Source organism: Dryocola boscaweniae, from assembly GCF_025215095.1.
Classification (GTDB): Bacteria; Pseudomonadota; Gammaproteobacteria; order Enterobacterales; family Enterobacteriaceae; genus Dryocola; species Dryocola boscaweniae.
The window spans coordinates 331,057-357,546 of the sequence record NZ_JALHAP010000082.1 but is presented as its reverse complement, the minus strand read 5'-3'; the positions used below and the strand labels follow the sequence as shown (position 1 = coordinate 357,546).

At 54.8% G+C, this 26,490-nt stretch carries 29 protein-coding genes and 1 pseudogene; 16 read left to right on the top strand and 14 right to left on the bottom strand.

The genetic code is table 11. From position 1 onward, the window contains the following. The first annotated feature begins 48 nt into the window (after positions 1-48). The 6 genes from yncE (at position 49) to MUA00_RS19060 (ending at position 6,404) form a co-directional block, all read left to right on the top strand. Positions 49-1,119, top strand: a complete 1,071-nt coding sequence (gene yncE, locus MUA00_RS19085) for a 7-bladed beta-propeller protein YncE (RefSeq protein ID WP_271124568.1) — start codon at positions 49-51, stop codon at positions 1,117-1,119. Positions 1,120-1,293: 174 nt separating this feature from the next. Then, positions 1,294-2,229 (top strand): TauD/TfdA dioxygenase family protein, encoded by a 936-nt coding sequence (locus MUA00_RS19080; protein WP_271124567.1) that lies wholly within the window; start codon positions 1,294-1,296, stop codon positions 2,227-2,229. A 27-nt stretch (positions 2,230-2,256) separates the two neighbouring features. After that, positions 2,257-3,585: an ABC transporter substrate-binding protein gene (locus MUA00_RS19075; RefSeq protein WP_271124566.1), complete on the top strand. Its 1,329-nt coding sequence runs from the start codon at positions 2,257-2,259 to the stop codon at positions 3,583-3,585. A 10-nt stretch (positions 3,586-3,595) separates the two neighbouring features. Then, the gene (locus MUA00_RS19070) at positions 3,596-4,501 is read left to right on the top strand and encodes a carbohydrate ABC transporter permease (RefSeq protein ID WP_271124565.1); all 906 of its coding nucleotides are present in this window, start codon (positions 3,596-3,598) and stop codon (positions 4,499-4,501) included. Further along, on the top strand, positions 4,479-5,342 hold the full coding sequence (locus MUA00_RS19065) for a carbohydrate ABC transporter permease (RefSeq protein ID WP_271124564.1): 864 nt from the start codon (positions 4,479-4,481) through the stop codon (positions 5,340-5,342). The genes MUA00_RS19070 and MUA00_RS19065 overlap by 23 nt, the downstream gene beginning before the upstream one ends. A 3-nt stretch (positions 5,343-5,345) precedes the next feature. Beyond that, positions 5,346-6,404, top strand: coding sequence for an ABC transporter ATP-binding protein (locus MUA00_RS19060; protein ID WP_271124563.1), 1,059 nt, complete (start codon positions 5,346-5,348; stop codon positions 6,402-6,404). A gap of 2 nt (positions 6,405-6,406) precedes the next feature. Here the strand turns inward: MUA00_RS19060 and MUA00_RS19055 are convergent, their stop codons facing one another. The 5 genes and pseudogenes from MUA00_RS19055 to MUA00_RS19035 form a co-directional block, all read right to left on the bottom strand. Further along, positions 6,407-7,120 carry a 4Fe-4S binding protein gene (locus MUA00_RS19055; protein ID WP_271124562.1) on the bottom strand — a complete coding sequence of 238 codons (714 nt, stop codon included), beginning with the start codon at positions 7,118-7,120 and terminating at the stop codon, positions 6,407-6,409. A gap of 131 nt (positions 7,121-7,251) precedes the next feature. Then, positions 7,252-8,097: a dimethyl sulfoxide reductase anchor subunit family protein gene (locus tag MUA00_RS19050; RefSeq protein WP_271124561.1), complete on the bottom strand. Its 846-nt coding sequence runs from the start codon at positions 8,095-8,097 to the stop codon at positions 7,252-7,254. Positions 8,098-8,099: 2 nt separating this feature from the next. Next, entirely contained in the window at positions 8,100-8,720 is a 621-nt protein-coding gene (locus tag MUA00_RS19045) for a DMSO/selenate family reductase complex B subunit (RefSeq protein WP_271124560.1), read from the bottom strand. Further along, positions 8,717-11,095 carry a DMSO/selenate family reductase complex A subunit gene (locus MUA00_RS19040; RefSeq protein ID WP_271124559.1) on the bottom strand — a complete coding sequence of 793 codons (2,379 nt, stop codon included), beginning with the start codon at positions 11,093-11,095 and terminating at the stop codon, positions 8,717-8,719. The genes MUA00_RS19045 and MUA00_RS19040 overlap by 4 nt, the downstream gene beginning before the upstream one ends. Positions 11,096-11,266: 171 nt before the next feature. Further along, positions 11,267-11,368 (bottom strand): annotated as a pseudogene (locus tag MUA00_RS19035) (hypothetical protein); the annotation flags it as partial. A 146-nt stretch (positions 11,369-11,514) separates the two neighbouring features. On the opposite strand from MUA00_RS19035, the gene cybB reads away from it, so the two are divergent. The 3 genes from cybB (at position 11,515) to MUA00_RS19020 (ending at position 13,626) form a co-directional block, all read left to right on the top strand. Beyond that, positions 11,515-12,051, top strand: a complete 537-nt coding sequence (cybB, locus tag MUA00_RS19030; RefSeq protein ID WP_271124558.1) for a cytochrome b561 — start codon at positions 11,515-11,517, stop codon at positions 12,049-12,051. A 148-nt stretch (positions 12,052-12,199) separates the two neighbouring features. Next, positions 12,200-12,475, top strand: coding sequence for a metal/formaldehyde-sensitive transcriptional repressor (locus tag MUA00_RS19025; protein WP_271124557.1), 276 nt, complete (start codon positions 12,200-12,202; stop codon positions 12,473-12,475). Positions 12,476-12,507: 32 nt separating this feature from the next. Next, on the top strand, positions 12,508-13,626 hold the full coding sequence (locus tag MUA00_RS19020) for an S-(hydroxymethyl)glutathione dehydrogenase/class III alcohol dehydrogenase (protein WP_271124556.1): 1,119 nt from the start codon (positions 12,508-12,510) through the stop codon (positions 13,624-13,626). A 52-nt stretch (positions 13,627-13,678) separates the two neighbouring features. Here MUA00_RS19020 and MUA00_RS19015 read toward each other — a convergent pair whose 3' ends face one another. From MUA00_RS19015 to MUA00_RS19000, 5 genes are read right to left on the bottom strand one after another with little or no spacing between them, the layout of a single operon-like run. Next, a complete protein-coding gene (locus MUA00_RS19015) occupies positions 13,679-14,008 on the bottom strand; it encodes an SMR family transporter (protein ID WP_271124555.1) in 330 nt (109 codons plus the stop codon). After that, a complete protein-coding gene (locus MUA00_RS21355; RefSeq protein ID WP_408639726.1) occupies positions 14,005-14,244 on the bottom strand; it encodes a hypothetical protein in 240 nt (79 codons plus the stop codon). The genes MUA00_RS19015 and MUA00_RS21355 overlap by 4 nt, the downstream gene beginning before the upstream one ends. Positions 14,245-14,294: 50 nt before the next feature. Beyond that, a complete protein-coding gene (locus MUA00_RS19010; protein WP_408639725.1) occupies positions 14,295-14,417 on the bottom strand; it encodes a DUF2474 domain-containing protein in 123 nt (40 codons plus the stop codon). Next, positions 14,417-15,430, bottom strand: a complete 1,014-nt coding sequence (gene cydB / locus MUA00_RS19005) for a cytochrome d ubiquinol oxidase subunit II (protein WP_271124553.1) — start codon at positions 15,428-15,430, stop codon at positions 14,417-14,419. Before cydB ends, MUA00_RS19010 begins: the two co-directional genes overlap by 1 nt. Continuing rightward, positions 15,430-16,830 (bottom strand): cytochrome ubiquinol oxidase subunit I, encoded by a 1,401-nt coding sequence (locus MUA00_RS19000; protein ID WP_271124552.1) that lies wholly within the window; start codon positions 16,828-16,830, stop codon positions 15,430-15,432. The genes cydB and MUA00_RS19000 overlap by 1 nt, the downstream gene beginning before the upstream one ends. Before the next feature lie 146 nt (positions 16,831-16,976). Here MUA00_RS19000 and MUA00_RS18995 point away from each other — a divergent pair, with 146 nt between their 5' ends. Further along, positions 16,977-18,395, top strand: a complete 1,419-nt coding sequence (locus MUA00_RS18995; RefSeq protein ID WP_271124551.1) for an aminotransferase-like domain-containing protein — start codon at positions 16,977-16,979, stop codon at positions 18,393-18,395. Positions 18,396-18,441: 46 nt separating this feature from the next. Here the strand turns inward: MUA00_RS18995 and MUA00_RS18990 are convergent, their stop codons facing one another. The 3 genes from MUA00_RS18990 to MUA00_RS18980 all read right to left on the bottom strand — a co-directional run bounded on the left by MUA00_RS18990 (position 18,442) and on the right by MUA00_RS18980 (position 20,096). Continuing rightward, positions 18,442-19,083 (bottom strand): helix-turn-helix transcriptional regulator, encoded by a 642-nt coding sequence (locus MUA00_RS18990; protein ID WP_408639724.1) that lies wholly within the window; start codon positions 19,081-19,083, stop codon positions 18,442-18,444. Between the two features lie 154 nt (positions 19,084-19,237). Next, complete coding sequence (locus MUA00_RS18985) at positions 19,238-19,666, bottom strand: TOBE domain-containing protein (RefSeq protein WP_271124549.1); 429 nt, start codon at positions 19,664-19,666, stop codon at positions 19,238-19,240. Between the two features lie 43 nt (positions 19,667-19,709). After that, a complete protein-coding gene (locus tag MUA00_RS18980) occupies positions 19,710-20,096 on the bottom strand; it encodes a VOC family protein (protein WP_271124548.1) in 387 nt (128 codons plus the stop codon). Between the two features lie 293 nt (positions 20,097-20,389). On the opposite strand from MUA00_RS18980, the gene ydcS reads away from it, so the two are divergent. From ydcS to patD, 5 genes are read left to right on the top strand one after another with little or no spacing between them, the layout of a single operon-like run. Further along, positions 20,390-21,535 (top strand): putative ABC transporter substrate-binding protein YdcS, encoded by a 1,146-nt coding sequence (gene ydcS / locus MUA00_RS18975; RefSeq protein ID WP_271124547.1) that lies wholly within the window; start codon positions 20,390-20,392, stop codon positions 21,533-21,535. 14 nt (positions 21,536-21,549) lie between these two features. After that, the gene (locus tag MUA00_RS18970) at positions 21,550-22,563 is read left to right on the top strand and encodes an ABC transporter ATP-binding protein (RefSeq protein ID WP_271124546.1); all 1,014 of its coding nucleotides are present in this window, start codon (positions 21,550-21,552) and stop codon (positions 22,561-22,563) included. Positions 22,564-22,606: 43 nt separating this feature from the next. Beyond that, positions 22,607-23,509, top strand: coding sequence for an ABC transporter permease (locus tag MUA00_RS18965; protein ID WP_408639734.1), 903 nt, complete (start codon positions 22,607-22,609; stop codon positions 23,507-23,509). Further along, positions 23,499-24,305 (top strand): ABC transporter permease, encoded by an 807-nt coding sequence (locus MUA00_RS18960; RefSeq protein WP_271124545.1) that lies wholly within the window; start codon positions 23,499-23,501, stop codon positions 24,303-24,305. Before MUA00_RS18965 ends, MUA00_RS18960 begins: the two co-directional genes overlap by 11 nt. Before the next feature lie 17 nt (positions 24,306-24,322). Next, positions 24,323-25,747 (top strand): aminobutyraldehyde dehydrogenase, encoded by a 1,425-nt coding sequence (gene patD, locus MUA00_RS18955; RefSeq protein WP_271124544.1) that lies wholly within the window; start codon positions 24,323-24,325, stop codon positions 25,745-25,747. A gap of 81 nt (positions 25,748-25,828) precedes the next feature. Here patD and MUA00_RS18950 read toward each other — a convergent pair whose 3' ends face one another. Further along, on the bottom strand, positions 25,829-25,927 hold the full coding sequence (locus MUA00_RS18950) for a YoaK family small membrane protein (RefSeq protein ID WP_271124543.1): 99 nt from the start codon (positions 25,925-25,927) through the stop codon (positions 25,829-25,831). Positions 25,928-26,175: 248 nt separating this feature from the next. Between MUA00_RS18950 and MUA00_RS18945 the strand changes: the two genes are divergently transcribed. Continuing rightward, positions 26,176-26,349: a GhoT/OrtT family toxin gene (locus MUA00_RS18945; RefSeq protein ID WP_271124542.1), complete on the top strand. Its 174-nt coding sequence runs from the start codon at positions 26,176-26,178 to the stop codon at positions 26,347-26,349. The last annotated feature ends 141 nt before the right edge of the window (positions 26,350-26,490 follow it).

Here is a 26,490-nt window from a genome sequence, read left to right as displayed (position 1 = left end):
TGATAATCATTACCACATCAACCGTTCGTCCCCTCAATAAGGAGATTTATGTTTTCTTCAACGGAATTTGCTACTCAGGCTAAACGCCGTGCTTTGCCTGTTCTCGCGTTTTCAACCTTTCTTTTTTCCGCTTCGCTGTTTGCCGACACGAATTTCACGCTTGACCGTAAACCAGTGGGCAAGGGCGCTTACGAATTAGCCGTTACCGGCGAGCCTTCGGCGCTGTACGTGGCGACTTCACAGAGCCGTAAACTTGATAAGGGCGGGGTGGTTTATCGACTTGATCCGGCAACGCTTGAAATTACACAGGCCATTCACAACAATCTGAAACCGTTCGGCATGGCGGTAAATCACGCTACCGGCACATTATTCCTGGGCAATACTACAAACAGCGCGGTAACCGCCGTTGATGTGAAAACGGGTGATGTGAAAAAAACGCTGGTGCTGGATGAGCGTAAACGTACAAAAGAAGTGCGTCCGTTTGCGCCGCGTGAGCTGGTTGTTAACGAAACAACAAATACCCTTTATGTAGGCGGGCTGGGCGAATCCAGCGTGCTGTGGGTTGTAGACGGCGATAATCTGACGCTGCGCACCACGATTGAAGGCCTCGGCAAAATGGCGACGGGTCTGGCAATCGACGCGAAGGCTTCGCGCATTTATATGACCAACGGCGATAACGAATTTATCACCATTGATACCGCGACCAACAAAGTCATCTCGCGTAGCAAACTTGAAGAAGGCGAGCACTTCTATCTGAACCTGAGCCTGGATACGGCAAATCACCGTGCGTTCATCACCGATTCTAAATCGCCGCAGCTACTGGTTGTGGATACCCAAAATGGCAAAGTGCTGAAGAAAATTGAGCTGCCGGTTTCTCTGGCCGTGCTCTATAACGCTCAGCGCAACGAAGTTTACGTCACGCACCGCCAGTCGGGGAAAGTTAGCGTAATTGACGCGAAGAGCTACAAGGTGCTCAACACCATCGATACCCCAACGCATCCGAACAGCCTTGCGCTGTCAGACGATGGCCAGACGCTGTTTGTCAGCGTGAAACAGCCTGGTTCACGCGATAAAGAACCAACCAGTCCGGACGACGTGGTCCGTATTAGCTTTAAATAATGACCTTTTCAAACAACCCTCGTTCCGGGGGTTGTTTTTACTTCTCCGCCGTTAGCTAAAAAATAACTTAGCTTTGCCAGACAGAACTTCTATCCATATAAGTATCGATTCTTTTAATTGTTAATTTGCTGTTTCTATACTGCGAGTCCACTTAACATTTAAGGGTCCGCCGTTATGACGATTAATTCTTCTCAGGTTGATGCTGACTTTCCTAATCTGACCATTCGCCGCGTTGCCGGAAATATCGGTGCCGAAATTGTAGATGTTAAAATAACGCCCGATATTAATGCGGAAACATTCTCGCAAATAGAAGCCGCGCTGGTGAAATATAAAGTTCTCTTTTTCCGTAATCAGACGCACTTAACCGATGAAACACATCAGGCATTTGGCGCGCGATTTGGCAAAGTCGTCGCTCATCCTACCGTTCCGGCGCCAACCGGCACCAAACTCTTTGAACTCGACGCTTCCAAAGGCGGCGGCCGTGCGGACTCCTGGCATACCGACGTAACCTTTGTCGACGCCTTCCCGAAAATTTCAATCCTGCGTGGCGTGCAAATTCCGGCCTACGGCGGCGACACCGTTTGGGCGAATACGGTTACCGCCTATGAAAACTTACCCGAAGAATTAAAACGCTTTGCAGAAAGCCTGCGTGCGGTGCACAGCAATGATTATGACTACGGTGCTGAGCGCGTGGTAGCTGAACAGCAGCGTCTGGATCACCATCGCAAGGTGTTTGTTTCTGCCGTTTATGAGGCCGAGCATCCGGTGGTGCACGTTCATCCCGTGAGCGGAGAAAAAGCCTTATTGCTGGGCCATTTCTTCAAGCGTCTTTCCGGCTTTAGCAGCCGTGAATCAGCCCGCCTGTTCGAGCTGCTGCAAAATCGCGTCATTCAACTGGAAAACACCGTGCGCTGGCGCTGGCAGCAGGACGACGTGGTTATCTGGGACAACCGCGCGACGCAGCATTATGCGGTCAACGATTACGGTAATCAGCCGCGCCTGGTGCGCCGCGTAACCATTGAAGGGGATGTCGCCGTTGCCGTTGACGGCAGCCGCAGCCGCACAATTTCCAGACCGGATCAGCAATCCCCGGTCAGCGCCGTCGCCTGATTACCCATAATAAAAAGGAACATGATGATGCAACGTCGAGATCTGTTAAAAGCGATGGCAGCTTTTGGGGTGTACGCCATGGTGCCCGCCTTTGCCCGCGGGGCGAACGGTGCGAAAAAATATGCTGGCGTGACGCTGAATGTCTCGACGTTTAGCAGCGCGTATCCCACTTTATTGCGCCAGTGGCTGCCGGAATTCGAGGCACTCACGGGGGCAAAAGTAAATTTCGATACGCCTTCTTTCCCGGTTTATAACCAGCGCGCGGACCTGGAACTGTCCACCAAAGGCTCTGCGTATGACGTGGTGAACGTCACTTTTATCTACACCAGCCGCTGGATCAACTCCGGCTGGCTAACGCCGCTCGATGAGTTTATTGCCAACCCGAATCTGACCGGCGACCAGTGGGATAGCCAGGATTTCCTGCAGGGCGGGTTGATACCGGAAACCGGGCGTGACGGCAAGCTGTACGGCATTCCGTGGGTGGTGGAAGGCATGATAGCGGGCTCATCACGTTTTGATCTGGTGAGCGAAGCGGGTTTTACATTCCCGGACACCACCGACGATTTGCTCAAAGTCCTGCAGACGGTAAATAAAAAGCAGCGCGTTGCGGGCTACGTGACGGACAACCACTACGGCTGGACGTTTATCCCTTATTTACAGGCCTTTGGCGGTAATGTTTTCCGCAATCCGCCGGACGATTTGTTCCCGACGCTTGATACGCCAGAAGCGGTGGCGGCCGCGGATTACTTTGCGCGCCTGATCCGCGAGTTCGGGCCAAACGGCGGCCTGAGCTACACGGCCGACCAGTCTACGCAGGCGCTGAAGCTCGGAAGGGTGAACTTCTCCGATTCAAGCCAGGCCTACCTTGCGCAACTGGGCGACCCGGCTTCTTCCCGCACGGTAAAAACGGTGAACTTTGGTCAGATGGTTCAAGGGCCCGCAGGGCGTTTCCCCGGCATGGCCGTCCACGCGCTGGGCATTCCGGTTGGTTCGAAAAACAAAGAGGCCGCGTGGGCGTTTATCCAGTGGGCGCTTTCAAAACAAACCACCCAGCGCGCCGTACAGGCCGGTTACGGTTCGCCAACCCGCCGCAGCGACATCGATTCTTCTGACTATCGCAGTAAGCAAATCATCAACGGCGTGGATTTGGCGGAGCTGTCGCTTAGCGCCGTGGACAGGGCCGCGCAGGGTGGATATATGAAGTACCGCACGGTGGATGTCTACCCGCAGGTGGATCAGCAGCTCAACAAAGCGATTGCGCTGATTATCTCCGGCCAGCTTTCAGCAAAACAGGCGATGCAGCAGGCGCAAACCGCTTCTATTGCCGATCTGAAACGCGCGGGCGCGAAGATTTAAGGGGGCGACTATGTACGCTAAAACTAACTGGCGAAGCCAGCAGCGTAATGCTTATCTGGCGGGGTTGCTGCCGTCGCTGATAGTGCTGGTGATTATTACACTCTTACCGGCGATGGCGTTAATCGTCACCAGTTTAACACCGCTAAGCCTGACCAATCCTCAGGCGACATTTCAGTTTAGCGACCCGTTAATTAATTATCGTCAGTTGCTCGATGACCCGAGATTTATTAATTCCGTGATCACGCAATTAAAAATGTCGTTGGTTAGCGTGTTATTACAGGTAGTGATTGGGCTGGGTCTGGCATTATTACTGAATGGCGCTTCGGCCTGGCTGCATACCGCCAGAACATTATTTCTTATTCCTATGGTATTGCCGCCCATTATTGTGGCGCTTATCTGGAAGATAATTTATACGCCTGATATTAGCCCGCTGCATCAGCTATTAGAGATGTGGGGGATAACGCTGCCCTCGCTTATCGCCAACCCGGCCACCGCATTATGGGCCATTGTGGCGGCGGATATCTGGCAATGGTTTCCTTTCACCATGCTGATGGTGCTGGCCGCCCTGCAGATGATCCCCAAAGATCCGCTGGAAGCGGCAAGCCTTGATGGCGCAACGTCGGGCAATATTTTCCGTTACATCGTGCTGCCCTATATCAAACCGGTGCTGGTGGTTTGCGCGCTGTTCAGGCTTATCGACAGCTTCAAGGCCTTTCCGCTGATTTATGTTTTAACCGACGGCGGGCCGGGCTCGGTTACCGAGGTCACTAACTATTACGGTTTTATTCAGGCGTTTAATTTTTCGTACTGGGGCTACGGCAGCGCTATCGCGGTGGTCATCCTCGTCGGAGTATTTGTATTGAGCTATATCGTGGGCAAAGCGGGGTGGAGCGATGAGCGAAAAGCTAACGCTTGATGGAATTAACGCGGTATCCGTGCGCAGACGTAAGCCATTTCGCCTGCGCGGCGGACGGGAAGCCATCACCTGGCTGCTGCTGCTCGCCGTGCTGGCGCCGTTTCTGTGGATGGTCATCATGGCGTTTCGCCCGGCGATGGAAGTGTTTGATTTAACGCTGTGGTTTACGCCAACGCTTGATGCGTTTCGCGCGCTCTGGCAGGGCAATTTTCTGCACTCGTTTGGCAACAGCCTGCTGGTGAGCACGTTTTCTACCGGGCTGTCGCTGCTTATCGGCGTTCCCGCCGCCTGGGTTCTGACGCGCTGGCAATTTCCGGGGCGCAGGCACGTTGCGCTGTGGATCCTCGTCACCCGTATGGCTCCGCCGATTGCGTTTACCATTCCGTTTTATCTGGCGTGGCGCTGGCTCGGATTGCAGGACACGGTGTTTGGCCTGGCCATCGTTTATCTGACGTTTAACCTGGCGATTGTTATCTGGCTGATGCAAACCTTTTTTGCTGCGGTGCCTGCGGCGCTGGAAGAGGCCGCCTGGCTTGATGGCTGTTCAATCTGGCGAACATTCTGGACCATTACGCTGCCGCTTGTTGCCCCAGGCCTTGCGGCCACGGCGATCCTTTGTTTCATCTTCTCGTGGAACGATTTCTTTTACGCCCTGATCCTGACGCGCACTCAGGCCGTTACGGCTCCTGTGGCAATTGTTAATTTTCTCCAGTACGAAGGCTGGGAGTGGAGCAAGATAGCCGCCAGCGGCACGCTGGTTATGCTGCCGGTTGTGGCGTTTACGCTGCTGGTGCGGCGCTATCTGGTTCACGGCCTGACCGCTGGCGGTCTGAAGGATTAAACAATGGCGACCATTACATTAAGCAATATCCATAAGCGTTATGAAGATAACGCGATAATCAAAGGGCTGGATTTAACCATCCGCGAAGGGGAATTTGTGGCGCTGGTCGGACCATCGGGCTGCGGTAAATCCACCTTGCTGCGTATGATTGCGGGGCTGGAAAGCATCAGCGGCGGCGAGATTGCGCTGGATGGCGAAGTCATCAACGATATCTCTCCGCAGGCGCGCAATATCGCGATGGTTTTCCAGAATTACGCCCTTTATCCACATATGACGGTGGCGGATAACCTCGGTTTCTCGCTGAAAATGCAGGGCGTGAAGAAAGCGTTGATTGATGAACGCGTCGCGCAGGTTGCGGTAACGCTTGGTTTATCGACTCTGCTAAAGCGTAAACCCGGCCAGCTTTCCGGCGGGCAACGTCAACGCGTGGCGATGGGGCGCGCAATTTTGCGAAATCCGCGCGTGTTCTTGTTCGATGAACCTCTTTCGAATCTGGACGCAAAATTACGCGTTGAGATGCGCACGGAAATTAAAGCGCTGCATCAGCGACTCAACGCCACCATGGTTTATGTCACCCACGATCAGGTCGAGGCGATGACGATGGCTGACAGAATCGTGGTGCTAAAAGATGGCGTTATCGAACAGGTGGGTACGCCGCTTGAGCTTTACGACAGGCCGCGCAACGCCTTTGTCGCCGGCTTTATCGGCTCGCCGTCCATGAATCTGCTTAGCGGAAGGATTGACCGTGAATCCGTTGTTACCGATGACGGGCTACGTTTGCCGCTGATTAATATTCCCGCTGTGGCTCAGGGTAAGCGCGTGCTGTACGGCGTCAGGCCAGAACATTTTACTCAGGTTGCGCAAGGCGGCGTGGCGGCAGAGGTGAACGTCGTGGAACCGACCGGCGCGGAAACACAAATCGCGCTGAATATTGGTAAGCAAAAGGCGATAGCGGTATTTCGCGATCGGGTGCAAACGACGCCGGGAAGCGAGCTGCAGTTGCTGCCGGACGTACATCAGGCACATTTGTTCGATGAACAAAGCGGGGCGCGGATCAACTAACGTTACGCTTCACGCATCCCAAACGCGTGTCGCTGGCAGACAGGGCACTCGTTGCTGCCGCCAGGCCAGGTGAGAAATAACTGCTGGCAGGTTGTACAGCCTGTCGATTTAACGGAGAACCGCGTGGTGCCGGACTGAAGGTCATTTGTGAGCGTCAAGGCATGCGGCAGGCACACGTCGGTACAGGCCTTGCAGCCGTTACAGCGCGAATGATGAAGGATAAACGCCTCATCGTTTATCTCAATGGCGGCCTGGGGGCAAATACGGGAACATGCGCTGCAGAGGTAACAGCTACTTTTTTCCAGGCTCAGGGCAAAGCTGCTGTTATTCAGGCCGCGGGCCGGTAAAACGCTGGCTGTGGAGGCATCAGCCTTGTTTATCCGCAGCCAGCTTCGTCGCCCGGTATTAACAGGCTTTTCTTCCGGCTGCGCAACCGTCCAGCAGGGTTCGCCGAGCTGTTTCAAACGCAGGTTAAGCCTGGCGAGCGCAACCAGCCAGCCCGGCGAAGTCTCAATATCCAGTTCAACACAACGAATGCCCCGTTCGGTATGCCAGATAAGCAGCTCTTCTACCGTGGGGGGAATAATGCTGAACGGTGCGATTAAGGCCGCTCCATGAAAGGAGCGTTGCGGGGCGGACAGGCTTTCCAGCGCGGCTGTCGGACAAACAAACTGACAGTTCCCGCAGGATGTACAGATATCCGCGTTGAGAACCATGCAGCCGTTCTCAGGTTTAATGGCATCGAATGGGCAAGCATGACGACAGGCTTCACAGCTGCTGTGGCGAAGCTGCTGGTGTAAACAGGCTCGCCCTATGGAAGGGCGAGCGCTGAGAGCGGCTAATTTCATTAGCTCAGGCTAAAGAAAACGACGCGCAGAAGGATCTCCGCGATAAACACCGCGCAGCATCCTGCTGTCAGCAGCGTTTTATTTCTTCTGACACGTACAGACAAACTCTGCATCGTTACTCCCGCAGCGAGCACAATCCATCCGGCAAGATACCAGCCACGCAGCGCTTCAAAGGCCTCCAGCGGCTGATGAGGGAAGGTGATGGCTTCGCTCAGACCGGCCTTTGCCAGATAGCTGAAATAGACCGTTTGCTCAAGCAGGCGCAGTAGCGTGGTGACGATAAGCACGGCGACTACACAGGCTGCAACCTTACGCCTGCTCGTTTCGTTTACTCCCGCTCGCACTGTAAAGGCCAACAAAGCTGCCGTTGCGCCTATGCTAAGCGTTGCGCCATAGAACATCACCCAGGTATTGAAGTGCATCCAGGTCGCGACAGAAGAATGAACGTAAATCGCTCCCATGCAGAACACATCTACCAGCCCCAGAATACAGGCCGCCAGCAGTAGCACGAGGGAGAGCTTTCTGAAGAATAACGCCAGCAGCGCGGCTAAGCCCAAAGCCGCCAGATAAAGACTGGCGAAGATGATTTCGCGGCTTAGCCAGGAGCTTGCAACGTGGCGCAGCGCATTAAATGCGTTTAGCGGATAGCCGAGATGCAGCGTGGAGGCAGTAAGGCCGAAAGCAGCAGCGATTGTCGCTATCAGCAGCGGCATTAAAAGATAGCGACGCCGTTCGTGTACCGGCAAAGTACCGCGCCCGGACAGCAGAAACAGCGACATCGCAACCGTCAGGCCAACGGATGCCTGCACCAGCAGCGTAAAAACGATGAGTGGCCATTCTTCCATGATCAGTTATTCTCCTGTTCTGCACCCTGGTGCGGTTTAATCACAAGATTCGGATGCGTGATGGAGGAATCAGGCAGTCCCTTTACATCGCAAACGCTGCCGTATTCGGCACGTAGCTGGTCAATCGGGCCAAACTTAATCGCCCCGAGCGGGCAGGTTGCCACGCACATCGGCTGTTCACCCTTAACCTGAAGATCGACGCAGAAATCGCATTTTGACATCTGGCCAGTGGCTTTATTCATCTGCGGTGCGCCGTAAGGACATGACCACGCGCAGTAGCCACAGCCGACGCATTTGTTGGTATCCACCAGCACGATGCCGTCTCCTGGACGTTTGTGCATCGCGGTTGTCGGGCAGTTTTTGGTGCAAACCGGATCGCTACAGTGGTTACAGGAAATGGATAACGTGTAGGCGTAGACATTGTTGATCATTCCGCCTTGTCCGGTTGGGGTAAAACCACCGCCTTTCACCTCATAAACCCGACGAAAACGACGACCCACTTCGAGATTGTTTTTGTCTTTACAGGCTACCTGGCAGGCTTTACAGCCGGAGCAACGCGAGGAGTCGATAAAAAAGCCGAGTTGCCTGTCGCTGACCGGCGGTTGTTCGATAAATTTACTCATGCTTTAGCTACCTCAACCAGCATAGTTTGATGGGAATTTCCTTTCGCCAGCGCGGTAATGCGGCTCGAACTGAGCACGTTTGCGCAGCCGCCGCGATCGACACCGTCGGCGTCGGGCTGCCACCAGGCGCCGGCCTGCATCGCCACCACGCCGGGAATAATGCGCGGCGTGACTTCCGCAGGCACCATGCTGATGCCGCGATCGTTATGAATACGTACTTTATCGCCCTGCTTAATGCCGCGTTTTTCGGCGTCCAGAGGGTTGATCCATAGTTTCTGAACCTGCACTTCCTGAAGCCATGGGTTGGCGTACTGCGTGGAGTTAGCGCGGTTTTTGCCTTTCCAGGTAATCAGCTGCAGAGGATACTTCGCGGCGAGCGGATCTTCTGGCCCCTCGTGAGCGGGAACATAATGGGACAGCGCCGGAATTTCCGGATGATGCATGTCGTACAGGCGTTTGGAGAAGATTTCAATCTTGCCGGACGGCGTGGCGAACGGGTGATTTTCCGGATCGCGAATGTTGTCCTCAAAGGCAACGTACGGCTTGCTTTTAAACAGGTGACGACGCTGGATCTGCAGCGCTTCAAAGGTCGGCAGCTTTTCGTCGGGCATCGACAGGCGCGTGGCCTCCCAGATCTGCTCAATCCACTGTTTTTCATCTCTCCCCAGGCTGAACTCTTGTTCAATGCCCAGTTTGGCAGCCACTTCGCGCAGCCAGTCATAGTCGGAGCGGGCTTCAAAAGGCGGATCTATTAGCTTTTCAGAAAGTATTAAATAGTTGCCGGTGCCCCAGGTTTCACCAATATTCCAGCGTTCCATAAAGCTGGTTTCAGGCAGTAACAGATCTGCATACCTTGCGCTTGGCGTGAGGTAGAGATCGCTTGCCACGATGAACTCAATTTTAGATTCATCTTCCAGCACCTTAACCGACTGGTTGACATCCGGATTCTGGTTAGCGAGGTAATTGCCCGCCAAAGAGAACAGAATGCGAATATTGCTGTTAAGCTTTTCGCCTCCCTTCAGGCCGTCCTGCGGCGTGACTTTGCTTGCGTCATCGGCAGCCTGAACCCAGTTCATCACCGAGATTTTTTCGACAACCGGGTTATCCGGCATTTCCGGACCGGTGGTGAATTTACGGTTACCAATGCCGCCGTAGCCTGCGGCCCAGCCGCCTTTAACCCCAACGTTGCCGGTTAACGTTGCCAGCAAAGTCGCTCCCCTTGCCGTGCGTTCGCCACAGTTGTGCCGTTGCGGCCCCCAGCCCTGGATCAGCGCGGCAGGTTTAGTTGTCGCATAGTCTCTTGCCAGTTGATGGATGGTTTGTGCCGGGACCTGAGTGATAGGCTCTGCCCACTCTGGCGTTTTTTTAATGCCGTCTTTGGCGCCCATCAAATATGCCCACAGCGATTCATTTGGCGGAACGCCTTCCGGCATCGATGCTTCATCGAATCCCATCGTGTAACGGTCGATAAAAGCTTTATCGTGCAGGTTTTCACTGATGATGACATACATCATGGCATCCATCAGCGCGTTATCCGTGGCAGGGCGCAGGGGGATCCACTGGTCTGCCAGAGAAGAAGCCGTGTCGGAGTAACGCGGGTCAACCACGATAAATCGTGTGCCGTTTTGCTTCATCTGCTGAAAATAGTGGTTGCTGTGGCCGAAAATAGTTTCCGTGGTGTTATGGCCCCAGAGGATAACCAGCGGCGTGTCGCTCAGCGTATCCAGACTGCTGCCGCTTGCTGCCGTGCCGTAGGTATAGGGCGTTGCTGCCGCGGTGTTGCCCATGCTGACGGAATGGTAGGATTCGAGGTAGCCACCGGTAAGATTTAGCAGGCGACGCACCATTTTATCTCCGGAGAAGGCGCCACCGCTGACGGCGGTACCGACATGAACATAGCGAGAGGCCGGACCATATTGTGCTGTGATGCGCTTGAGGTTATCAGCGATAAGCGTCGTCGCTTCTTCCCAGCTTATGCGCTCGAATTTCCCTTCGCCGCGCTTCCCAACGCGTTTCATCGGGTATTTCAGGCGTTCAGGATGATAGACAAATTTTCGATAGCTGCGGCCGCGCACGCAGGCGCGCATGATCGGCATCTCTTCATCCAGCTCATTATCCGGACGCGTGGTGATTCGGGTGACAACGCCTCCGGCGACATGCGCGCGGATATCGCATTTCCCTCCGCAGTCAAAGGTGCTACAGGTTGGTACTACGCGCTCTTTATCTGGAGCAGCTTCCTCGTCAGTGGTCGGCCCGGTGTCCCTGGCGCCAGCGGAGGTGCTGAAAAAAAGCGGGGTGGCAGCAAGGGCGGAAGTAACTTTTACAAAATGCCGACGAGAGATCCCTGACGGTTCATCCTTGTATTTTTCGGTCATGACATTCGCTCACAAAAAAAAAGCCATGCTATCAGTATGGTTAATTCACTTTTTGCGGTATATCAATTCCAGAGAGGTATAAATTAATAATTCATTAGTAGTATTGATAATGAATTTCATTACATGGAAAAACCTCTTCCTGTTAAAAGAAGAGGGCGTATTTTAAGAAAATTACTCTTTGGCTACGGCGTCCAGCACACGAACCAGCTGTGTCACAAATCCATATTCGTTATCGTACCAGGCGACGGTTTTCACCAGTTGCAGATCGCCGACTCATCACAAGTGATAGTTCATAAATGGGGGAGCCGCAAACCGGGCCGCCGGTGCCCGCATATCCGGGAATTTCAGCAGATGTTAATGATTTTCTAAGAATTTACCGCTATCCTGGTGCCATCGTCGACACAGGGCAGGAACCTTTAATGCGCAGCAAATACACCTCGTTACAGATAACGCTTCACTGGCTGGTTTTTCTTTTAATAGCGAGCGCCTATTGCGCCATGGAGCTGAAAGGCTTTTTCCCGCGTAGCTATCGGCCAGCGATCAATGCCATCCACGTCACCTGTGGATTAAGCGTGCTGGTATTGATGGTTCTGCGCCTGCTGGTGCGAATTAAATATCGCGCTCCGGCCATTACCCCAAAGCCGCATCCGGCCATTACCGGCATCTCGCATCTGGTGCACACCATCATTTATCTGATGTTTATCGTCCTGCCGATACTTGGTTTTCTTACCGTCTACTTCAAAGGCCACGACTGGTCGGTACTGGGTATTCCGATGCCGCATGCACCGGAGCTGGATGAAGACAGGCAGTTCGAGGTTAAAGAACTGCATGAGCTTGTCGCCAATACGGGCTATTTTGTTATCGGCATCCACGCCTTTGCCGCGCTGTTCCACCATTACATCTGGAAGGACAACACCTTGCTGCGCATGATGCCGGGGAAGAAAGACCGTCTGTGATAAGCATGCTCCCGTGTATGAGCGGGAGTCTTTCTACGCCGATTCTGGTAGCCGAGCAGAATTCCTGATCCCAGGCATTCGAGATAAGGCTTATCAAGGCGGTTAATTTCATATAGCATACCCCCCTATAGTATGAACAGGGGGCGCGATGCCACATTCACCCGAAGACAAAAAACGCATTCTGACGCGGGTAAGGCGTATCCGTGGTCAGACGGAGGCGCTGGAGCGCGCCTTAGAAAATGGCGATCCCTGCATCGCCATCCTGCAACAAATCGCCGCCGTACGCGGGGCCGCCAATGGCCTGATGGGAGAAATGATGGAAATCCACCTGAAAGATGAGCTGGTCGCGGGCGAAACGTCCGAGGAGCAGCGCGCGCTGCGTATGGCAGAAGTCGGGCAATTAATCCGCTCTTATCTAAAATAACTCACATTCCCACCTGACGACGGAAGAAGAAAATGAAATCACGTGCTGCAGTAGCATTCGGACCAGGCAAACCGCTGGAAATCGTAGAAATCGACGTAGCGCCGCCGCAAAAAGGCGAAGTGCTGGTAAAAATCACCCACACTGGCGTATGCCATACCGACGCGTTTACTCTGTCCGGCGACGATCCGGAAGGCGTATTCCCGGCGGTGCTGGGCCATGAAGGCGGCGGTATTGTTGTAGAAGTGGGCGAGGGCGTCACCAGCCTGAAGCCGGGCGACCATGTTATTCCCCTGTACACCGCGGAATGCGGCGAATGTAAGTTCTGCAAGTCCGGCAAAACCAACCTTTGCCAGGCCGTTCGCGCAACCCAGGGTAAAGGCTTGATGCCGGATGGCACCACGCGTTTCTCTTATAAAGGCGAGCCGATTTATCACTACATGGGCACCAGCACCTTCAGCGAATATACCGTCGTTGCGGAGATTTCGCTGGCGAAAGTGAACCCGCAGGCTCCGCTGGATAAAGTCTGCCTGTTAGGCTGCGGCGTCACTACCGGCATTGGCGCCGTGCACAACACCGCCAAAGTGAAGGAAGGCGACACCGTTGCCGTATTTGGTCTGGGTGGTATTGGCCTGGCGGTAATCCAGGGCGCGGTGCAGGCGAAAGCCGGGCGTATTCTGGCCATCGACACCAATCCGGAAAAATTCAAACTCGCCACTGAAATGGGGGCAACCGACTGTATCAATCCAAAGGATTACGACAAACCGATTCAGGATGTAATCGTTGAGTTGACCGACGGCGGCGTGGACTTCAGCTTCGAATGCATCGGTAACGTGAACGTTATGCGTTCCGCGCTGGAATGCTGCCACAAAGGCTGGGGCGAGAGCGTGATCATCGGCGTTGCGGGCGCGGGCCAGGAAATCAAAACGCGTCCGTTCCAGTTAGTCACCGGGCGCGTGTGGCGTGGCTCTGCTTTTGGCGGCGTGAAAGGGCGCACTCAGTTGCCGGGCATGGTAGAAGACGCGATGGTCGGCAAGATCAATCTCGATCCCTTTATCACCCATCGCCTGCCGCTGGAGCAAATCAACGAGGCGTTTGATTTGATGCATGAAGGGAAATCAATTCGTACGGTGATTCACTTCGGCGAGAAGTAAGTTTAGACGGAATATTTCGTCGCTGCCGCTAGCTACTGGCGGCAGCTTTCGCTTAGTGGGCGACAGATTTTGAGAACAGATTAATCACCAGTACGCCGATAATAATCAGCGCCATTCCCGCCAGAGCAGGCCAGTCCAGCTTCTGGCCGAGGAAAATCCATCCCACCGCACCAATCAGCACAATGCCCGCGCCGGACCAAATTGCGTAAATCACGCCGGTCGGAATGGTGCGCATGGTCAGCGACAAACAATAAAAGGCCACAGCATAAAACACGACGGTCGCAACGCTTGGCCATAAGCGGCTAAAGCCTTCCGAAAGCTTCAGCGAGGTGGTGGCAATCACTTCTGCGACGATAGCAATCATCAGCCATGCATAGGTCATTTCATGTTTTCCGTAAGCTTTAATAATCGGGAAAGCAACGCCTGGCGTTGCACGTCAGTAATATTGTGATAGCCGCACAATGTGGCAAACCACAGGCCGTCTGCCGCGAGCCGACAAAGCAAAAGCGGCCCGGCAAATTCAGGCGAGGCATCGTCCTGGAGAAGAGCGTTATTAATAGAGCGCCCAGCTATCGCGCAGGCCGGGAAATGATAACGACAGGCGAGAGGGAGATGCAAGCGTTCGGGCGAGCGCTAAACAAATCCACGCGTTTGCGTGGATTTGCTTTTCAGGATTTAAACCCGGCGGCGCTCATCAGCAATTTGAATCCCATGCTGACCACCGCCAGAGCCAGCACGCTGCCGCCCCAGATTGCCACCAGCCATAGCAGGCGTTTTCCGACTTTCTTCATCAATGATAGCCCTCGCCGTGCTGTACTTTGCCGCGAAACACGTAGTAGCTCCAGAAGGTGTAGACCAGAATTATCGGGATGATAAACAGCGCGCCGACCAGCATGAAGCCCTGGCTTTGCGGCGGAGCGGCCGCCTGCCACAACGTAACGGAAGGCGGAATAATATACGGCCAGATACTGATACCCAGGCCGCTAAACCCAAGAAAGATCAGCGCCAGCGTCAGCACAAACGGCGTGCTGTGCAGGCTGGTTTTGGAGTACGAACTTTTCCATAACCAGAAGCTGAACAGAACCACCAGAACAGGAACCGGCAACAGCCAGAACAGATTCGGCAGGCTGAACCAGCGCGTAGCGATTTGCGAGTGCGTGAGCGGCGTCCAGATGCTGATAATGGCCATGATAATCAGCAGCGCCAGCAGCAGCGGTTTTACCAGTTCGCGCATCTTTTGCTGCAAAGGATCTTCACTTTTCATCACCAGCCAGCTTGCGCCAAGCAGGGCATAAGCCACAACTAACCCCACGCCGCAGAACAGATTAAAAGCGGTGAGCCAGTCAAGCTGCGTGCCCGCAAAGGCGCGGCCCGCAACCGGGAAGCCGGAAATAACCGCTCCGACAACAATGCCCTGGCAGAACGTCGCCAGAATCGAGCCGACAAGAAAAGCTTTATCCCAGAACGGGCGATGAGCAGGCGTGGCTTTGAAGCGAAACTCAAACGCCACGCCGCGGAAAATCAGCCCGATCAACATCAGGGTTAACGGAATGGTCAACGCATCGACGATGACCGCATAAGCCAGTGGGAAAGCGCCAAACAATCCTGCCCCGCCGAGCACCAGCCAGGTTTCATTGCCGTCCCAGACGGGCGCTACGCTGTTAACCATTACGTCACGGTCGGCGTTATCGCGAATAAACGGAAACAGGATGCCGATGCCCAGATCAAAACCGTCCATCACGATATACATCAGCGTGGAAAAGACGATGATCACAAACCAGATAATGGAAAGATCGATGCCCATTAGCGTTTCTCCTCAAGGGGTTCAGGTGCCGCAGAAAGCGGACGAGCCGGGGTGCCGTCGGTCGGAGGAGAGGTATCATCGAAGGGCTGCGGACCTTTTTTGATTAATCTCACCAGATAGCTATAGCCCACGCCAAACACCGACATATACACCACGAAGAACATCAGCAGGCTGATGGACATCTGCAGATCCCCGTGTGCGGAAACCGCGTCCCTCGTGCGCAGCAGGCCATAAACCACCCAGGGTTGACGTCCCACTTCCGTAGTCACCCAACCTGCAAGAATGGCAATCAGGCCTGCCGGCCCCATCCATAAAGCGAAATGCAGGAAAGGGCGGCTCTCATACAGACGCTGACGGTAGCGCAGCCAAAGGCTTAGCACCCCGAGCAACAGCATCAGCAGGCCAAGGCCGACCATAATGCGGAACGACCAGAACACGATGGTGGAGTTGGGACGGTTTTCTTTCGGAAACTCTTTTAACGCCGGGACCTGCTTATTAAGACTGTGGGTGAGAATAAGACTGCCCAGCGCCGGGATTTCCAGACCGAATTTTGTTCGCTCCTGCTCCATATCCGGCAGGCCGAACAGCAGCAAAGGCGTCGGCTCACCCGGCGCATTCTCCCAGTGGCCTTCGATAGCGGCAATTTTCGCTGGCTGATGCTCAAGAGTGTTCAGGCCATGCATATCGCCGACGATCGCCTGCACCGGGGTGACGATGACCGCCATCCATAGCGCCATAGAAAACATCGTTTTCACCGCGGGCGATTTATTGCCGCGCAGCAGATGCCAGGCCGCAGAAGCGCCGACAAAAAAGGCGCTGCTAAGAAATGCCGCAATGGACATATGCAGCAGGCGATACGGGAACGAAGGGTTAAAGATCACCGCAAACCAGTCAACCGGCACCACCTGCCCGTTGACGATCTCAAAGCCCTGCGGCGTATGCATCCAGCTATTTGAGGCGAGGATCCAAAAAGTGGACATCAGTGTGCCCAGCGCCACCATGCAGGTGGCGAAGAAATGCAGGCCGGGTCCCACACGATTCCAGCCAAACAGCATTACGCCAAGGAAACCTGCTTCAAGGAAGAATGCGGTCAGCACTTCATAGGTAAGAAGCGGGCCGGTAATGCTGCCGGCGAACTGCGAAAAACCGCTCCAGTTGGTGCCGAACTGGTAGGCCATGACCAGGCCTGAAACAACGCCCATGCCAAAGTTAACGGCAAAGATCTTCACCCAGAAATGATAAAGCGAACGGTAAACCGGATTTTTTGTTTTTAGCCATAACCCTTCGAGCACCGCCAGATAGCTGGCAAGTCCGATGGTGATAGCCGGAAAAAGAATATGGAAGGAGACAGTAAACGCGAACTGAAGCCTCGCCAGGTGAAAAGCATCTAAACCAAACATACATAACCTCACGGCGCAAAAGACCGGGCTATGGTAGTCCTTCACCTCAGGCAGGGTCAGAAACAGAACATGCTTATTTGCCTATAACAGTTAACAAAAAAAGCGTATTTTTAGGGCGGTGATATAGTTACGAAATGCGAGCATACATGAAAAAGTACCAGCAACTGGCGCAACAAATTATAGACCAGATAGCTCTGGGGGCTTGGCTACCGGGCGATCGCCTGCCGTCTTTACGCGAGCAGGTCACCCACAGCGGCATGAGCTTTATGACCGTGGGCCATGCGTATCAGGTACTTGAAAGCCAGGGCGTGATTGTGGCTCGTCCTCAGTCTGGTTATTACGTTGCGCCGCGCCCGGTTACGCACAGCGCGCCCGCGCCGGTAAAAGTGATGCGCGACGAGTCCGTGGATATCAACACCTATATCTTTGATGTGCTGCAGGCGAGCTGTGACGCTTCTGTAGTGCCGTTTGGCTCCGCGTTTCCCGACCCGCGCCTGTTTCCGCTTCAGCAGTTAAATCGCTCCCTTGCAACGGTCAGCAAAACCGCCACCGCCATGAGCGTGATTGAAAACCTGCCTCCGGGCAACGAAGCCCTGCGCCACGCCATTGCGCGCCGTTACGCGCAGCAGGGGATGCAGGTTTCCCCGGATGAAATTGTTATTACCGCAGGGGCGCTGGAAGCTTTAAACCTGAGCCTGCAGGCCGTGACCGAACCCGGCGACTGGGTAATCGTTGAAAACCCGTGTTTTTACGGCGCGCTTCAGGCGCTTGAACGACTGAGGCTAAAGGCGCTTTCGGTCGCAACGGATCCGCAAAACGGCATCGATATTGCGGCACTAAAGCAGGCGCTGAACGATTATCCCGTAAAAGCCTGCTGGCTGATGACCAACAGCCAGAATCCGCTGGGCGTAACCCTTACGCCGGAGAAAAAACAGCAGCTCGTGTCGCTGCTACAGGAGCATAACGTCACGCTGATTGAGGATGACGTTTACAGCGAGCTTTATTATGGCCGGGCGCGTCCTTTGCCTGCCCGAGCCTGGGACGAGAAGGGCATTACGCTGCACTGCTCGTCGTTTTCAAAATGCCTCGTCGCGGGTTTTCGTATTGGCTGGGTAGCGGCGGGCAAACATGCGCGGCGCATTCAACAACTGCAATTAATGAGCACGCTTTCCACCAGTTCGCCCATGCAGTTAGCGCTTGTGGATTATCTGGCAACCAAACGTTACGACACGCACCTGCGCCGCTTGAGACGAATACTGGCCGAACGCAAACAGCAGGCCTGGCAGGCGCTGCACACGCTTTTTCCTGCGGAGGTGAAAATCCATCACAGCGAAAGCGGCTATTTTTTATGGGTTGAACTGCCGGAATATATGGATGCCAGCCTGCTTAGCGAACAGGCCATCGCGCATAAAATCAGTATCGCGCCGGGGAAAATGTTCACCACCGGCCGCGCCTGGGATAACTATTTCCGCCTGAACGCCTCATGGCCGTGGGGCGAAAGAGAGCAACAGGCCGTGGTGACGTTGTCACGTTTAATTAACCAGCAAATCAAGGAGCAAGGATGATTTATCAGACCGGGCGGCTGTGGCAGCAAAGGGAACGGCACGTTGTTTATCGGTGCCGTCCCGGCGAGTGACCAACAACGCGTTTAAACGCCTTGCCAAACGCGCTCTCAGACTCGTAGCCCAGTGACAAAGCGATGCGCTGGATGGCCTCGTCGGAATTTTTGAGTCGCTCGCAGGCCAGTTGCATCCGCCACTGCGTCAGGTATTCGATGGGCGAGGTACCTACTGTTTCCTTGAAGCGTCTGGCGAACACCGAGCGGGATATTCCCACCCGAGCGGCGAGCGTTTGCAGCGTCCAGTTATGCCCCGGGTCATCGTGCATACAGGCGATGGCGGCGCTCATTTTCTTATCGGCAAGGGCAAACAGCCAGCCGACGCCGATACTGGCGGCATTGTTCAGATGCAGCCGCAGCGCCTGGATCAGCATCATATACGCCAGTTGCTGGACGATCAGCACGCCGCCAGGCTGCGGATGGCGCACCTCATCGGCCATTCGCTCAAGCGACCAGCGCATTGCGGCTCTATCACTCTCATGACGAATATGCACGATGGGCGGTAACGCCCCTAAAAGCATCTGCGCCAGGTGGCCTGAAAGCAGGAAATGCCCGCCGACCAGAAAACAACCCTCTTCTCCGCCGCCGTTTGCAAGGCTACCCAGGCGCCCCTCTGCACGAAGCATGGCAGCCAACGGGGCCGGGGCTGATTGCCGATCTTGAAAGCATGCGCATCGTTTAGGGCAGGTCAATCCGCCAGTCCGGTAGAGCTGTTTTCAACGCTTACAATCTGCGGCACTTAATCCTGACCTTTTGCGGAGAAAGGGGTCAGGATTAAAGTGCAGGAATTTATTTCTTTACCGCAAGCAAAACGGAGGAAGCCTTAATCAGCGCGATTAAGCGGCTGCCGTTCTTTAGCGCCATTTCATCGGCGGCTTCGTTAGTGATAACGGCCGTCAGCTCCGAACCGCCGTCAATGGACACGCTTACCGTGGTGTTTACCGCGCCCCTTAACAGAGAAAGTACCGAGCCCGGGAACTGGTTGCGTGCGGAAAACTGATAGCCGCAATCTTCGCTAGCCAGCGTGACCCAGGGAGCCTTAATTAAAGCAATCACTTCTTTGCCGGGTTTCAAACCCAGCGCCTCCACGCTATTGCGCGTAACGACAGCTATCAGCTTACCGCCGCTGTTTAGGGTGATTTCAACTTCGTCATTTACCGCGCCATCGGTAACGTTGCTGACTTTGCCCGCTAACTGGTTGCGAGAAGAGATGGTCATGGTGCCTCCGGAAGATTAAAAAGCCAGCCTTAAGCGTAGAACATCAGGAAGTGATCTCAATCAGATTGCCATCAGGGTCGGCAATCACCGCTTCGTAAAAGCCATCGCCCGTCCAGCGTGCGGCATGAACCAGCGCGCCCTGTGGTTCGAGTGCGGCGGCCAGTCTATCCACGGCTTCCACGGAACCCAGGCTGATGGCGATATGCGCCCAGCCGGTGCGGTTATCTTCACGCGGGGGTTTATCAATCAGGCCTGGCAACGTCATTAATTCCAGCGCCGGGCCGTTTGCAAGCTGGACGAAGTGCGAGATAAAACCTTCGCGCCGCTTCGAGTGGTAAGCATCTCCCACGCTGGCATTAAAATGTTCACGCCAGAACGAGGCTGCGCGTTCAAGATTGTTCGTCCACAAAGCGATATGGGCAACCTGCATTTTCCCCTCCATCCATATGAAATTTCAATAGTTAGCAAAAACCCGTCCTTAACGAAGCGGCGTGGTATATGGCTGTCTACACTTGAAAAAATAACCCCTTATGGTAGCGCCGACCGGCTAAATCTGCGAAGCGCGCCGCTTAAGTTTTACTGCGCGGTCTATCACAACCTGATGAAATTTACCGCCGCCGCCATGCTTGTCATATTGGCGCAGGCTATTGTTTTTTTTACGGGGACTTTTTCGCACTTCGGCACTTATATGCCGCCTTTATCTTTCAGACAGGAGTACACGCAATGCGTACAAGACAGGCTCTGTGGACCCTTTCCTCCCTCTGTTTGACCGTGCTTTCAGCACAGGCGGCGGGGCTTCCCACGCAAATCGGCGACGGTGAAGGGCAACTGGATATCATCGCCTGGCCGGGCTATATCGAGCGGGGCGACACGGATAAGCAGTACGACTGGGTAACCGATTTTGAGAAAGAAACCGGTTGCAAGGTGAATGTCAAAACGGCGGCGACCTCCGATGAAATGGTGAGCCTGATGGCGAAAGGCGGATACGACCTGGTGACCGCGTCGGGGGATGCATCGCTGCGTTTGATTATGGGCAAGCGTGTTCAGCCGATAAATACCGCGCTCATCCCGAACTGGAAAGATGTCGATCCGCGTCTGGAAAAAGGCTCCTGGTTTAACGTGGACGGTAAAGTCTACGGCACGCCTTATCAGTGGGGGCCGAACCTACTGATGTACAACACAAAAACGTTCACAACGCCGCCTGATAGCTGGGGCGTGGTGTTTGTGAAACAAGACCTCCCTGATGGCAAAACAAACCAGGGCCGCGTGCAGGCCTACGACGGCCCGATTTATATCGCCGATGCCGCGCTTTATGTTAAAGCCACCCAGCCGCAGCTTGGCATTTCCGACCCGTATCAGCTCACCGAAGAGCAATATCAGGCCGTGCTTAAGGTGCTGCGCGATCAGCACGCGCTGATCCACCGCTACTGGCACGACACCACCGTTCAGATGAGCGATTTCAAAAACGAGGGCGTAGTGGCCTCCAGCGCCTGGCCTTATCAGGCGAACGCTTTAAAAGGCGAAGGGCAGCCCGTCGCAACCGTATTCCCGAAAGAAGGCGTCACCGGCTGGGCGGATACCACTATGCTGCACGCCGATGCGAAGCATATGAACTGCGCCTACAAATGGATGAACTGGTCATTGAAGCCAAAAGTTCAGGGCGACGTGGCGGCATGGTTCGGCTCGCTGCCCGCCGTGGCGCAAGGCTGTAAAGCCAGCACGCTGCTGGGCGACAAGGGCTGCGAAACCAACGGTTACAACTACTTCGATAAGATAGTGTTCTGGAAAACGCCGGTCGCAAACGGCGGTAAATTTGTGCCCTACAGCCGCTGGACGCAGGACTATATCGCCATTATGGGTGGCCGTTAAACCCGGAGGCCGACATGTCTTATGCCGTACAGTTTGATAACGTTTCGCGGGTTTATGGCGATGTGCGCGCCGTGGACGGCGTGTCCATTGATATTGCCGACGGAGAGTTCTTCTCGCTGCTCGGGCCGTCCGGCTCGGGCAAAACCACCTGCCTGCGGATGATTGCCGGTTTTGAGCAGGTTTCCAGCGGCACCATTTCGATCTTTGGTAAACAGGCGCAGGACGTGCCGCCCTATCAGCGCGATGTGAACACGGTTTTTCAGGACTATGCCTTGTTCCCCCATATGACGGTGCTGGAAAACGTTGCTTACGGTCTGATGGTGAAGGGCGTGGATAAGAAAACCCGCCAGGCTGCGGCGCAGGCCGCGCTTGAGCAGGTCGCGCTTGGATTTGTTCATGCCCGCAAACCGTCCCAGCTTTCTGGCGGGCAGCGTCAGCGCGTGGCTTTGGCCCGTGCTCTGGTCAATCGCCCCCGTGTTTTGCTGCTTGATGAACCTCTCGGCGCGCTCGATTTAAAACTTCGCGAGCAAATGCAGGGCGAGTTAAAAAAGCTCCAGCGCGAACTGGGCATCACTTTTATCTTCGTCACCCACGATCAGAGCGAAGCACTGTCGATGTCTGACCGGGTGGCGGTTTTCAACAACGGGCGAATCGAGCAGGTCGATACGCCGCGCCAGCTTTATATGCAGCCACGTACCGCTTTTGTCGCAGGCTTCGTTGGGACTTCTAACGTGATTGCGCCTTCGCTTGCGGTGAAGCTTTGCGGCGATGAAAAGCTCTTTTCGCTGCGTCCGGAGCACATCGTTATCGACCGCGAAGGCGAAATTCAGGCCGCCGGGACCATACAGGAAATTCATTATCAGGGAGCGGCCACGCGTCTGGAGCTGCGTCTGACCGACGGTGAAAAGCTGCTGGTCAGCGAGGCTAATCCACAGCGACTGGTAAGCGAAGAGCGCTACCAGATTGGGCAGCAGGTGCTGGCGGCCTGGCCGCGAGCGGCAATGGTGCCGCTACATGAGGAAGGATGAGATGGATATGAGCCTTCCCGCAGCCCGCAACGACAGGCGGCTGATGCGCCGTATAACGACTTTTCTCTGGCAGCGGCCCGCGTTCTGGCTGGCGCTATTGCTGCTCCCGCCGCTGCTGTGGTTTGGCGTTATCTACTTTGGATCTTTGCTGACGCTGCTCTGGCAGGGGTTCTATACCTTTGATGATTTCACTATGTCGGTTACGCCGGATTTGACGCTGGCGAACCTGGCGGCGCTTTTCCATCCGGCTAATTACGACATTATTTTACGCACGCTCACCATGGCGATAGTGGTTACCCTGGCAAGCGCGGTGCTGGCTTTTCCGATGGCCTGGTACATGGCGCGCTATACCAGCGGCAAATTAAAAGCCTTCTTTTATATCGCCGTGATGCTGCCGATGTGGGCGAGCTACATTGTCAAAGCTTACGCGTGGACGTTGCTGCTTGCGCGGGATGGCGTGGCGCAGTGGTTCCTGCAACACCTCGGGCTTGAGCCGATCCTCAGCGCTATGCTGAGTTTTCCCGCGCTGGGCGGAAATACGCTCTCTACCTCCGGTCTGGGCCGATTCCTGGTGTTTCTCTATATCTGGCTGCCGTTTATGATTTTGCCGATTCAGGCTGCGCTTGAACGCTTGCCGCCGTCGCTGCTTCAGGCTTCTGCGGATTTGGGCGCCCGGCCAACCCAGACTTTCCGCCACGTTATTCTGCCGCTTGCGATCCCGGGCGTGGCGGCCGGATCGATATTCACCTTTTCCTTAACGCTGGGTGACTTCATCGTGCCGCAACTGGTTGGGCCGCCGGGCTATTTTATCGGCAACATGGTTTATTCCCAGCAGGGAGCGATTGGCAATATGCCGATGGCGGCGGCGTTTACGCTTGTGCCCATCGTGCTGATCGCCATTTATCTGACGCTTGTGAAGCGTCTGGGAGCTTTCGATGCACTCTGAACGCGCGCCGCTGATGCTTAAAATCGCCGCCTGGGGCGGAGCGATCTTCCTGCATTTCCCGTTGCTTATCATCGCACTTTACGCCTTTAACACCGAGGAAGCCGCGTTCAGTTTTCCTCCGCAGGGGCTTACGTTACGCTGGTTTAGCGTGGCGGCATCCCGGGGGGATATTTTCGCCGCCGTGACGTTGTCACTTAAGATTGCCGCGCTTGCGACTATAATTGCTTTAATCCTCGGCACGCTGGCCGCCGCAGCGCTTTGGCGTCGTGAGTTTTTCGGTAAAAACGCCATTTCGCTTTTATTGCTGCTGCCCATCGCGCTGCCGGGGATCATTACCGGTATTGCGCTGCTTACCGCGTTTAAAACGCTGGGCATCGAGCCGGGGTTTTTGACCATCGTGACAGGCCACGCAACCTTTTGCGTGGTGATCGTCTTTAATAACGTCATTGCTCGTTTCAGGCGCACCTCTTACAGCCTGATTGAGGCGTCGATGGATCTGGGGGCGGACGGCTGGCAAACCTTCCGCTATGTGATTCTGCCCAATCTCGGTTCGGCGCTGCTGGCGGGCGGCATGCTGGCGTTCGCCCTGTCGTTTGATGAAATTATCGTCACCACTTTTACCGCCGGCCATGAACGCACCTTACCGCTCTGGCTGCTCAATCAACTGGGCAGGCCGCGCGAAGTGCCGGTAACCAACGTGGTGGCGCTGCTGGTTATGCTGATGACCACCATTCCAATTTTAGGGGCGTACTGGCTGAGCCGTGGCGGAGACGACGTTGCGGGCGGCGGGAAATAACTTAGAAGGGTATCGCAATGCAAAGCCAACTGTTGATTAATGGCCAGTTAGAGGAAGGGCTGGGCGAAAAGCTGCCGGTTTATAACCCGGCAACCGGCGAGGTGCTGCTGGAGATAGCAGAAGCCACCGTCGAACAGGTTAACGAAGCGGTTACGGCCGCGGACGAGGCATTCAGGAGCTGGGGGCAAACAACGCCAAAAGAGCGCGCTGAGCATCTTTTAAAACTCGCCGATGTCATTGAGCAAAACGGTGAAGCGTTTGCCCGTCTGGAGTCGCTTAACTGCGGCAAACCGTATCACTGCGTTCTCAATGACGAGATCCCGGCGGTTGTGGATGTGTTCCGCTTTTTTGCCGGGGCGAGCCGTTGTCTGAACGGCCTGGCCGCCGGGGAATATCTGAGCGGGCATACGTCAATGATTCGCCGCGATCCGGTGGGCGTCGTGGCTTCTATCGCGCCGTGGAACTATCCGTTGATGATGGCCGCCTGGAAGCTAGGACCTGCGCTTGCCGCAGGAAACTGCGTGGTTATTAAGCCTTCGGAAACGACCCCGCTGACCGCCTTTAAACTTGCCGAGCTTGCGAAAGATATTTTCCCGGCGGGCGTTTTGAACGTGCTGTTCGGACGCGGGCAAACGGTAGGCGATGCGCTGACCGGGCATACTAAAGTGCGCATGGTTTCGCTCACCGGTTCTATCGCTACGGGTGAACACATCATCAGCCATACCGCGCCGTCGATTAAGCGCACGCACATGGAGTTGGGTGGTAAAGCGCCGGTTATCGTATTTGACGATGCGGATCTGGATGCCGTTGTGGAGGGCGTGCGTACCTTCGGTTATTACAATGCCGGGCAGGATTGCACCGCCGCCTGTCGCATTTACGCGCAAGAAGGTATTTACGACAGGCTGGTCGAAAAACTTGGCGCGGCTGTCGCAAGCCTTAAATATGGCGCGCCGGAAGAGGAATCAACCGAACTTGGGCCGCTGAGTTCACAGGCCCATCTTGAGCGCGTAACCCAGGCGGTGAATGCCGCCAAAGCGTTGCCGCATGTAAAAGTGGTAACGGGCGGCGCGAGGGTTGAAGGGCCGGGCTATTACTTCCAGCCGACTCTCATCGCCGGCGCGAAACAGGAGGACGATATCGTCCAGAAAGAGGTGTTCGGCCCGGTGGTGAGCGTGACGTCGTTCAACGACGAAGAGCAGGTGCTGGACTGGGCGAACGATTCACCCTATGGGCTTGCGTCGTCCGTCTGGACGCAGGACGTTGGGCGCGCGCATCGCCTGAGCGCCAGGCTGCAATACGGCTGCACCTGGGTTAACACGCACTTTATGCTGGTCAGCGAAATGCCGCATGGCGGACAAAAGCTCTCGGGCTACGGCAAAGATATGTCTTTATTCGGGCTTGAGGATTACACCGTGATTCGGCATGTAATGATCAAGCATTAAGGGTAATTCAGGTGGCTGTAATACAAAGCTATTGTATTCCGGCCGCCTGTCCCGGGTGCAAGGTTGCTAACGAAGGTATCCTCAAGCACCCGGCATCGCATAACCGCCAATGATAAACCAGGCCAGAAGCACTACTGCGGAAACGATGATGGCGATGGGGAACAAATATCCAATTTTCATGATGTTCTCTTTATTAATCGAGTCAACTTCCGGTTAATGAGTTAACCCTTATAAGCGAAGGCGTCTTCAGACCACTGCGAAACGTAGCGAGTGGCGCAATGCGTATGATAACTCTTCCTGTAGTCTTCAGGTACTGCACACGTTCACTCTCCTGGCGTTCTCGCCACAACCCTTCCTTCAAACCTTGATCTGCGTCATAAAAAAAGCGCATAATTTGCCAACTTTTTTATCAATTTATAAAAATTTGTATGACGCTTTATCAACATATGTTGGTTTTTTACGCCGTAATGTCGTTTATCTCTGCTGTGATCACCTGGTTTCTGGCGCGCGACAGCAAACGAATCAAGCTGTTAAGCTCGGTGCTGGTCGGGGCAACCTGGCCGATGAGCTTCCCTGTGGCGCTGATGTTTTCGCTGTTCTGAACAGAACGTATCGGCAGGGCTGCCTAAAAATGTGAGTCAGGTTTTGTTTCTTGCTGTATGACAGGAGTATGTTGGGGTCAGTATCAGCGGTGAAACGGAGGTGACTATCAGATTGACTCAGTTCCACAAGAGTAACTTCAG

Coding starts and splice junctions, on each gene's coding strand:
- MUA00_RS18985 (WP_271124549.1), bottom strand. CDS start 19,666: ATGACCATCTCTTCTCGCAACCAGTTAGCGGGCAAAGTCAGCAACGTT.
- MUA00_RS18970 (WP_271124546.1), top strand. CDS start 21,550: ATGTCTTATGCCGTACAGTTTGATAACGTTTCGCGGGTTTATGGCGAT.
- MUA00_RS18995 (WP_271124551.1), top strand. CDS start 16,977: ATGAAAAAGTACCAGCAACTGGCGCAACAAATTATAGACCAGATAGCT.
- MUA00_RS19060 (WP_271124563.1), top strand. CDS start 5,346: ATGGCGACCATTACATTAAGCAATATCCATAAGCGTTATGAAGATAAC.
- MUA00_RS18950 (WP_271124543.1), bottom strand. CDS start 25,927: ATGAAAATTGGATATTTGTTCCCCATCGCCATCATCGTTTCCGCAGTA.
- cybB (WP_271124558.1), top strand. CDS start 11,515: ATGCGCAGCAAATACACCTCGTTACAGATAACGCTTCACTGGCTGGTT.
- MUA00_RS18960 (WP_271124545.1), top strand. CDS start 23,499: ATGCACTCTGAACGCGCGCCGCTGATGCTTAAAATCGCCGCCTGGGGC.
- MUA00_RS19000 (WP_271124552.1), bottom strand. CDS start 16,830: ATGTTTGGTTTAGATGCTTTTCACCTGGCGAGGCTTCAGTTCGCGTTT.
- MUA00_RS19040 (WP_271124559.1), bottom strand. CDS start 11,095: ATGACCGAAAAATACAAGGATGAACCGTCAGGGATCTCTCGTCGGCAT.
- cydB (WP_271124553.1), bottom strand. CDS start 15,430: ATGGGCATCGATCTTTCCATTATCTGGTTTGTGATCATCGTCTTTTCC.
- MUA00_RS19020 (WP_271124556.1), top strand. CDS start 12,508: ATGAAATCACGTGCTGCAGTAGCATTCGGACCAGGCAAACCGCTGGAA.
- MUA00_RS19025 (WP_271124557.1), top strand. CDS start 12,200: ATGCCACATTCACCCGAAGACAAAAAACGCATTCTGACGCGGGTAAGG.
- MUA00_RS19010 (WP_408639725.1), bottom strand. CDS start 14,417: ATGAAGAAAGTCGGAAAACGCCTGCTATGGCTGGTGGCAATCTGGGGC.
- MUA00_RS18965 (WP_408639734.1), top strand. CDS start 22,607: ATGCGCCGTATAACGACTTTTCTCTGGCAGCGGCCCGCGTTCTGGCTG.
- yncE (WP_271124568.1), top strand. CDS start 49: ATGTTTTCTTCAACGGAATTTGCTACTCAGGCTAAACGCCGTGCTTTG.
- MUA00_RS19075 (WP_271124566.1), top strand. CDS start 2,257: ATGCAACGTCGAGATCTGTTAAAAGCGATGGCAGCTTTTGGGGTGTAC.
- MUA00_RS19065 (WP_271124564.1), top strand. CDS start 4,479: ATGAGCGAAAAGCTAACGCTTGATGGAATTAACGCGGTATCCGTGCGC.
- MUA00_RS19080 (WP_271124567.1), top strand. CDS start 1,294: ATGACGATTAATTCTTCTCAGGTTGATGCTGACTTTCCTAATCTGACC.
- MUA00_RS19070 (WP_271124565.1), top strand. CDS start 3,596: ATGTACGCTAAAACTAACTGGCGAAGCCAGCAGCGTAATGCTTATCTG.
- patD (WP_271124544.1), top strand. CDS start 24,323: ATGCAAAGCCAACTGTTGATTAATGGCCAGTTAGAGGAAGGGCTGGGC.
- ydcS (WP_271124547.1), top strand. CDS start 20,390: ATGCGTACAAGACAGGCTCTGTGGACCCTTTCCTCCCTCTGTTTGACC.
- MUA00_RS19015 (WP_271124555.1), bottom strand. CDS start 14,008: ATGACCTATGCATGGCTGATGATTGCTATCGTCGCAGAAGTGATTGCC.
- MUA00_RS19055 (WP_271124562.1), bottom strand. CDS start 7,120: ATGGTTCTCAACGCGGATATCTGTACATCCTGCGGGAACTGTCAGTTT.
- MUA00_RS19050 (WP_271124561.1), bottom strand. CDS start 8,097: ATGGAAGAATGGCCACTCATCGTTTTTACGCTGCTGGTGCAGGCATCC.
- MUA00_RS18980 (WP_271124548.1), bottom strand. CDS start 20,096: ATGCAGGTTGCCCATATCGCTTTGTGGACGAACAATCTTGAACGCGCA.
- MUA00_RS19045 (WP_271124560.1), bottom strand. CDS start 8,720: ATGAGTAAATTTATCGAACAACCGCCGGTCAGCGACAGGCAACTCGGC.
- MUA00_RS18945 (WP_271124542.1), top strand. CDS start 26,176: ATGACGCTTTATCAACATATGTTGGTTTTTTACGCCGTAATGTCGTTT.